6 protein-coding genes are annotated in these 8,872 nt (G+C 29.9%); 2 read left to right on the top strand and 4 right to left on the bottom strand.

The annotated features are described in order from the left end of the window. Positions 1-354: 354 nt before the first annotated feature. The 4 genes from T386_RS0103535 to T386_RS0103520 all read right to left on the bottom strand — a co-directional run bounded on the left by T386_RS0103535 (position 355) and on the right by T386_RS0103520 (position 5,368). The gene (locus tag T386_RS0103535) at positions 355-2,004 is read right to left on the bottom strand and encodes an APC family permease (protein ID WP_029513761.1); all 1,650 of its coding nucleotides are present in this window, start codon (positions 2,002-2,004) and stop codon (positions 355-357) included. 56 nt (positions 2,005-2,060) lie between these two features. Next, a complete protein-coding gene (arcC, locus tag T386_RS0103530) occupies positions 2,061-2,993 on the bottom strand; it encodes a carbamate kinase (protein WP_029513760.1) in 933 nt (310 codons plus the stop codon). A gap of 32 nt (positions 2,994-3,025) precedes the next feature. Further along, a complete protein-coding gene (gene argF, locus T386_RS0103525) occupies positions 3,026-4,069 on the bottom strand; it encodes an ornithine carbamoyltransferase (RefSeq protein WP_029513759.1) in 1,044 nt (347 codons plus the stop codon). Positions 4,070-4,153: 84 nt separating this feature from the next. After that, entirely contained in the window at positions 4,154-5,368 is a 1,215-nt protein-coding gene (locus T386_RS0103520; RefSeq protein WP_029513758.1) for an arginine deiminase family protein, read from the bottom strand. 321 nt (positions 5,369-5,689) lie between these two features. On the opposite strand from T386_RS0103520, the gene hisS reads away from it, so the two are divergent. Continuing rightward, positions 5,690-7,057 carry a histidine--tRNA ligase gene (hisS, locus tag T386_RS0103515; protein ID WP_029513757.1) on the top strand — a complete coding sequence of 456 codons (1,368 nt, stop codon included), beginning with the start codon at positions 5,690-5,692 and terminating at the stop codon, positions 7,055-7,057. Between the two features lie 26 nt (positions 7,058-7,083). Beyond that, on the top strand, positions 7,084-8,787 hold the full coding sequence (aspS, locus tag T386_RS0103510; RefSeq protein ID WP_029513756.1) for an aspartate--tRNA ligase: 1,704 nt from the start codon (positions 7,084-7,086) through the stop codon (positions 8,785-8,787). The last annotated feature ends 85 nt before the right edge of the window (positions 8,788-8,872 follow it).

Here is an 8,872-nt window from a genome sequence, read left to right as displayed (position 1 = left end):
TTGATACATCAATTATTTCAGATTCGCTATTGTTTTTTGAACCACATTTACTTGATAATAAAACTGGTGGTAATAATGTGGTTAAAAAAGCTGAAGTTAGTAAAATTTTCTTTGATTTCATTTATTAAATTCCCTTCATATTTTAAATTTCTTAAAATTATACTAATTTTAGGGAATAATTCAATTTGTCATTTTACGAAAGTGATACTAATTGCCAATCATAGATATGCACACTTTATTAAGATATGTGTATATGAATTACATCAGTAACATAAGGCTATAAAACAGTTAAATTAGCAAATGATGCAATTAAAAAACAAGCGTGATTTTTACGCTTGTTTATGATTATAAATATTAATTAGCATTTACAGTAGCAAGTTTTGAAGCAACATATTCTTCATACTTTTTAATTGAACCATATTTTTTAATATGGATTTGGTCAGCAATTATAAGTGGTAAGAATGTTAAACCAGCTACTAAGAATAACACAACTATAAGCATTATTCTACTTACAACAATTAATTTAAAATCATATGATGCTTTATCACCAGCATATCCAGCAATAAGGAATAAATCAACAAATGGAACTAGGACAGTAATAGCTAATGAAGCACCAACAATGATAACTGAAACTCATGCAGTAGGAATAAAGTATTTTTTCTTATTAGCAATTTCAATTTTATTTGTTTTTCTATTTTTTATGCCACCATAAATAGCAGCAGCTATAAAACCGAAGGTAAATAAAGCAGTTCAATTAGCCATCAAATCAGCAAATGAATAAAGTTTAGCCATAGCACCTGTTGGGTCATAACCTAAACCATAGTCAGAAGTATCCAAGTAACCTAAGGCACCAATAACAGTGAAAATAAGAACAATAGGAACAGTTAGAACAATTGAGTAAATGATTCCAAATTTAGGTTTATTAGGATTTAATTTGCCGATTGCTTTTTCTCAAAATGGTAAATCACCTTGTGCAAGTAAATCTTCAACATAACGAGGAGCTCACATCGAAAAGCCATTAATAATTCCAAGTACACCAATAGCAATACAAATGTTTACAATTCCAAACACTATATTAGCAGCTTTTTCTCCCATAAGTTTTTTCATATAATCATTCATAGCAAGGAATGAACCACCATTAATTGACATTGAAACAGCAAGAATAACATAAATTAATGTTGTAACGGCAAGACCTAAGAATAATGCTAACGGAGTTTTTTTAGGTTCTTTCATTTCTGATTGAATTCCAGCAGCAACATAGAATCCATCATAAGCAAAGAAGATAGCTGCAATTGATAAGAACACACCTAAACCAGCACCAATATATTGGAATGAAGCTATTCCTTCGCCTTTTTTAACGGCATCAGCAATATTTTTACCATCTTGTGTTCAGGCATGAACTTTATCAATACCGCCATTACCAGTAAACACAAGAACAAAACCAATAATAGTAACAAATACTAATGGTATAAATTTAACAGCCAAAACCACAATATTTTGGATGTCTCCAACTTTAGATCATAAAGCTGGAACAGTTAAAAAGTAAATTGACATAGCAAGTGAAATAACAGTTCAAATTAATCAATCTACATTGGTGCCAAAACCATTTTTACCAGCAATAGCACCGATACCATCTTGCAGTGACATAATTACATATAGAGGCATAAATAAGTATGTAAGAGGTAAATATACATATGTCATAAAGTCTTTTGAAGCATTATAAATTCTTCTGCTATTAAAAACTTTATTTCAACTCATCAGTGATAAATTGTCATTTTTAACTGATGAAATTTCAATTAGCGCAAGCGCCATACAAATAACTGCACATGAAGCAATTAATCAACAAAAGATTGCTATAACTAAACTACTATGTGCATTATTTAAAACACTTCCTGATTTAAAGAAAATACCAGCACCGATTGATCCACCAATAACAATAAGCATGGCAGAGATGAATGAAATTTTCTTTTCAGGTTTTTGAGTTGTTTGGATATTTTCATCCATTTTAAAACTCCTTTCAAGATAATTTTTTATCTGTAAAACAGATTGTTTTGTCAAAATTATTTTTGAACAATTTTGGTACCACTTTTGCCTTCAAGTGCCTCAGACACTTTATCAAGGCTAGCAATAATCGCTACGTTTTTAGGATTTTCACTAACAAAAGCAATAGCTGCTTTAACTTTTGGAAGCATACTTCCAGGAGCAAATTGATTTTGTTTAATGTATTCTTCAAGTTGAGCGACCGTAACTTTTTTCAATGATTCTTGGTTAGGCTTATTATAGTTAATTGATACATAATCAACCGCTGTTAAAATGATGAATATGTTAGCATTAACTTTTGTGGCTAATTTGCTTAAAGCAAAGTCTTTATCAATTACACCATCAACACCTTTATATGAACCGTTTTCATCAATTGTTGGGATACCTCCACCACCGCCAACGATGATAACATTGCCATCATCAAATGACTTTTTAATAGCATTAATACCTATAAAATCAATAGGCAATGGAGAAGGAACAACTTTTCTAAAACCACGACCAGCATCTTCAACGATAGTTGAATTAGGATTAGCTTTTTCAGCATCTAATTTTGAAGTATAGAAAGGTCCAACTGGTTTAGTAGGGTTAGCAAAAGCAGAGTCATTTTTATCAACAATAGTTTGAGTTAAGAAATATAAAACATCTTTATTAATTTGTTTTTTTCTTAATTCATTGGTTATGGCTGTTAGCATATGATAACCAATATATCCTTGCGACATTCCACCAGCTTCTGCGAAAGGAACTAATGGCGTCTTTTCATTTACTTTTTTAGCATCAGCAAACGCGTTAAAAATCATTCCAACTTGTGGCCCATTTCCATGACCGACAAGAACTTTATGACCTTCAGCTATAAGTGATGCAATCTTATTAGCAGGAAGTTTTACTAATTCTTTTTGTTCGCTAGGATTATTACCAAGCGCATTCCCGCCGAGAGCAATAACAATTTTAGACATATTTTTATTTATTTTCCTTTTAAATAGTCTATTTAATATCCAATTGTTGCTAGAACAACAGCTTTAATTGAGTGCAAACGGTTTTCAGCTTGATCAATTGATCTATTGTATTTAGATTGAAAGACTTCATCAGTAACTTCCATAGCACCTGTTGCAACAACAGGGTATTTTTTGCCAAATTTTTCTTTAATTTCAGCTGAAAATTGAGTATGGTCATCATGAAATGCTGGAAGGCAATGTAAGAAAATAACATCATCTTTTGCTGCTTTAATCATATCCATATCAACTTGGAATTTACCTAATTCCTTGATACGTGATTCAAATAATGAAAAGTCTTCACCAAGTGATACTCAAACATCTGTATAAATAGCATCAGCATCTTTTGCAGCTTTGATTTTGTCATCTGTAAATGAAACTGAACCACCATTAAGTTTGAATAATTCTTGGCACTTGTCATAAATTTCTTTATAACCTGGTGCTTTTTTAATCATTTCTGCTTGTTCTTTTGGTCCGCACATTACACAGTGCATTCCCATAAATGCTGCACCAATCATAATTGAACGAGCAACATTATTTTTAATGTCACCTGCAAAAACAATTTTTTTACCTTTAAGGTCACCCTTAAATTCTTTAATTGTCATATAGTCAGCTAACATTTGTGTTGGATGTTCGTCATCAGTTAAACCATTTCAAATAGGCACACCTGAGTATTTAACTAATGCATCAACATCACTTTGTTTGAATCCTCTAAACTCAATACCATCATAAAATCTTCCAAGAACCATAGCTGTATCTTCAATAGATTCTTTTTTACCAAAGTTTGAACCTGCTGGTCCTATGTAAGTACATGATGCACCTAAATCAGCAGCAGCCACTTCAAAAGCACAACGTGTTCTTGTTGAGTCTTTTTGAAACATAATTGCAATGTTTTTACCAACAAGTGGGCGACTATTAACGTGCAATCCTTGTCTTTTTGAAGCTTTTAAATCAAGTGCTAAATCAATTAAATAATTGATTTGATCTGTGGTGAAGTTAAGAGCTGAATCTAAACTTCTTCCTTTTAAATTTACGGGCATATTATCTCCTTTATATTAATAAATTGATTGAATAAAATTTTTATTTTAATTTTGAAAATTAAAATACGAAAATATAGATATTAGCTATTTAACATCTTCTCTAATTAGAGGCATAGACATACATCTAGCTGAACCCATACCAAGTGATAATTGATTACCATCTAATGAAAGAACTTTTACGCCAGCTTTTTTAAGAGCTTTTTCAGTTAATTCATTTCTAGAATAGCCAATAACAACACTAGGCGCAATTGCTAGATAGTTAGTACCATCAAAGTGAGTTTCGATGTCAATTTCAAATTGACTAGCACCTTTTCCAGCAATAGGAATCAAAATAGGTTTTTTGCCTATGATATAGGTTAATATTTCTTCTAATGAACCTGAAATTTCTTTTCATTCAAGAGCAGGATCATCAAGATTAATTTCTCACACTTTAAGAACCGATAACATGTTTGGTGAGTACAAGAATTTATTACTATCAAGCATTGTCAATCAAGTATCTAAGTGCATTAAGTTAGGCATTGGTGGTACATTAATAGCAAAGATTTTTTCAAATTTAGCATCTGCATTAGCTTGAATTTTTTTAGCAACAATTCTAATAGCATCCTTATTTGTTCTTTCACTGATACCAACAACTAATGTTTTTGAATTATAAATAAATACATCACCACCTTCTATCTTACCTTCATCATCACGATCAAAGTATCTAGGTACAAATTTATAATCAGGGTGGTTATCGAAAATAAATTCTGAAAAAAGAGTTTCTCTTTGTCTTACAACATACTTCATATGGTGTAAAGTTATACCATTACCAACAGAAGCAAATGGGTCTCTTGTAAAGTATAGATTAGGCATTGGATCAACAATAAAGTCGACTTCGCTTTCAACACCAATTTCTCTTTTATCAATACCAGCCATCATTATACGAATCATCTTTTTGACAGACTGTTCTGCTGCTTTTAAAAGATATTCTTTAACGATAGGCCTAACATTATTTTCTAATTTAGGCTCACATTCATCTAATCATCTTTCAACGAATGAATTTTGTACACTTTCGCTTACGCCTTTGTATGTAGCTGCAACAAGTTCATCTAATTGAATAGCTTTAACTTTGTTGTCTTTTAATATTTGGCAAAAGCTTTTGTGCTCTGCAATAGCAGATTTTGGTTCCAAAATCGCTGAAAACAATAATTCATCAAGACGAGAAGGTGTGATGCGCCTAATTTCGTCTCCAGGTGTGTGAACTAGAACTTCTTTAAGATTTCCATATTCACTATAAACATTAATTTTGCTTTTACTCATTGTAAATTTAAATTTCTCCTTAATCTTAATAAATTAATTGACACAATGATATGTGTCGATTTAATTATAAAATTTGGGTGCCAAAATATTTTTTTTATGAAAAAAAAGCAAAAATATTGGAATGTTTTTTCCTTTTTGTTTTAATAATATTTATTTTGTGATAAATTAAAGAAACATATATAAATTAGCTTATTAAAATATTCACTATATTAAACAATTTTTTAAAATTACAAAATAATCATTTATTAATTTTTACTAAGTTGCATCTTTCAAAATTATATTAAAATATACTATTAATTAATAGCTTAAAAGGTGGTCAATATGATTAATAGAATTAAAGGAACAAGAGATTATTCTTCGCGTGAGTTGCAATATAGACAAGATATTATTAACGAGTTTTTACAATCTTGTGATTTGTATGGTTTTAATTTAATTGAAACACCAATATTTGAAAATGCTTCTCTTTTTAGAAGAAGCGTTGGTGGTAGTGATATTGTTCATAAAGAAATGTATGAATTTAAAGATAAAGGTGGACGTGATATAGCACTTAGACCAGAAGGCACGGCTGGTTTTGTCAGGGCAATGATTGAAAATAAGTGATATGCTCCGAGTGATAGCGACTATGCTAAGGTTACTAAATATGCTTATTATGGACCAATGTTTAGATATGAACAACCTCAAAAAGGCAGATTGAGACAATTTTATCAAGCTGGTGTTGAAAGTATATGCCCAAAAACTGATTTACCAAATGAGTTTCAAGATGCTGAATTGATTATTCTTGCTAATTCAATTTTAAGCAATTTAGATATTGATTATCAGCTTAAAATTAATTCTATTGGTGACAAAGAATCCAGAGAAAGATATCAAATAGTTCTTAAAAAATATTTTGAAAAATATAAAGACCAATTAAGTGAAATTAATCAAGAACGCCTACAAAACAATGTTTTACGTATTTTAGATGATAAAGAAGATTCACAAAAAAGCTTTGTAAAAAAGGCACCCAAAATTAAAGACTATTTAACAGATAATAGCAAAAATTATTTTGCAAAACTTCTTAAAATACTTGATGATAACGGTATTGAATACAAGATTGATGATTCACTTGTTCGTGGTTTAGATTATTATGATGAGGTGGTTTATGAATTTGTTTCTGATGATGAATCAGCAGGCAGTCAAGCAACCATAATCGGCGGTGGAAGATATTCAACGTTGGTTAAAGAATTAGATGGTCCAGATTTATATTCATCAGGTTGAGGTATGGGCTTAGACAGAATCATTGATATATATTTTTCTGATTTAGATGATTATGCTGATGGCGAAGACGATGATTTGCCATTGAGTCAATCAATTGATATTCTTGTAGCAACTTCTAATTCAAATAGAAGAAACGACTTTTTTAATTTAGTTTCTCAGTTAAGAGATAAAAATCTTTCGGTCGAATTTTTATTTGAAGCAGTAAAACAAAAGAAAATTTTTGATAAAGCAAAAAAATTTAAATGTAGATTTTTAATAACTGATGATGAAAAAGAACCTAATAATTTAGCAGTTATTAAAAATCTTGAAACAAATGAAAAAATTCATTTTAATGAAAAAACATATACTGGATTTGAAACTGTTTTAGAGTTTATAAATTCTTATTTATTAGAATATGATGACACTGATGAAACTGATGAGGAAGAAGATTTTTAAAAAACAAAAAGTGTGAGTAAATTGTTATGAAAAGTAAATATATAAAAAATAGTGAGTTAAATATAAAAAATGTGAATCAAAAAGTTACTCTTTATGGTTGAGTAGCTAACAAAAGAAGGTTTGGGCCTTTAACTTTTATTGATTTGCGCGATAGATATGGAATAGTTCAATGTGTTTTTGATAAAGACATCCATATTGGCAAAGAAAGTGTTTTAGAAGTTACTGGTACTGTTGTTAAAAGGCTTAATCCGAATAAAGACTTACAAACTGGTCAAATTGAGATTAAAGTTTCTAATTTTAATGTTTTATCAGAAGTTAATAAGGAATTACCGTTTGCAATTAGAGACGATATTGATGTTAAAGAGGAAACAAAATTAAAATATCGCTATCTTGATTTACGTCGCCCTATTATGCAAAAAAATATCGAGTTTAAAAGTAAGATTATGCATGAAATTAGAAATTTTATGTTTGAAAATAATTTTATAGATATTGAAACACCTTTATTAGCTAAAAGCACACCAGAAGGAGCTAGAGATTTTTTAGTAGCAACAAGAAACAGGGGTCAATTTTGAGCTCTTCCACAAAGTCCTCAACTATTTAAACAATTATTAATGATTTCAGGTTTTGAAAGATATTATCAAATTGCTAGATGTTTTAGAGATGAAGACAGCCGGAAAGACCGCCAGCCTGAATTTGCTCAATTAGACATCGAAGCATCTTTTCTTACTGTTAAAGACTTTCATAAGTTAATTGAAAAATTAGTTAAAAAAATTATGAAATTGGTCAATGTAAATATAAAAACGCCTTTTGAAAGAATAGATTATGATGATGCTATTAGAGACTATGGTAGCGATAAGCCAGATTTAAGATATGGCTATAAATTAAGTGATATAAATGATTTTTGTGCTAATACAAATTTTGATATTATCAAAAATGCTTCAAACAAAAGAATGCTTTTTGTTGATACATTAATTACAAAGCAAGATTTTAAAGATCTTGAAGAGATCGCACTAAAAAATAAAGCTAATATTTTGTTTTATTTTGTATATGAAAACGGTGAATTTATTGCTTCTAACTTTTCTAAAAAAATACCAGAAGAGTGTTTACAATTAGTTAAAAGTAATCAAAACAAAAACGGAACATACTTTATTGTTGCTAATAGTTATGAAAATGCTTCACAAGCTCTTGGGGCTATTAGGGTTGAATTAAATAATAGATATCATTATGAAAGCGAAAAATACCACTTTGCTTGAATAGTAAATTGGCCAATGTTTGAATATAATGATCAAGAAAATAAATGGGATGCTGCCCATCACCCATTTACTCGATTTGCCCATAAAACAGAAGAATTAGACAATTTACCTATTGAAAAAATTAAAGCTGTTGCTTATGATTTAGTGCTTAATGGTTATGAAATTGCTGGGGGCAGTGCTAGAATATTTGATAAGCAAATGCAAGAAAAAATGTTCAATTTTATTGGCTTAACAAAGGAAGAACAAGAATCAAAATTTGGCTGATTTTTAAAAGCATTTGATTTTGGTGTTCCACCACATTGTGGTATGGCGTTTGGCTTGGATAGATTAATTATGATCCTTACTAATCAAAAATCAATTAGAGATGTTATTCCTTTTCCTAAAAATGCTAAAAACCAAGACATGCTTATGGATGCTCCTAGTGATGTAACAACTAACCAACTTGATGAATTAGATTTAATGCTTAAAAGAAAATAAATTAAAAAAGGCTCTTGTAAAAGAACCTTTTTATTATGCTAATTAATTGTTGGATTTTCAGCGCTTGGGCCAGTTTTGTATTTTT

Origin of the sequence: Mycoplasmopsis primatum ATCC 25948, from assembly GCF_000702785.1 — a bacterium.
In the GTDB taxonomy this organism is placed as follows: Bacteria; Bacillota_I; Bacilli_A; order Mycoplasmatales; family Metamycoplasmataceae; genus Mycoplasmopsis; species Mycoplasmopsis primatum.
This window is presented reverse-complemented; position numbering and strand designations above follow the sequence as displayed.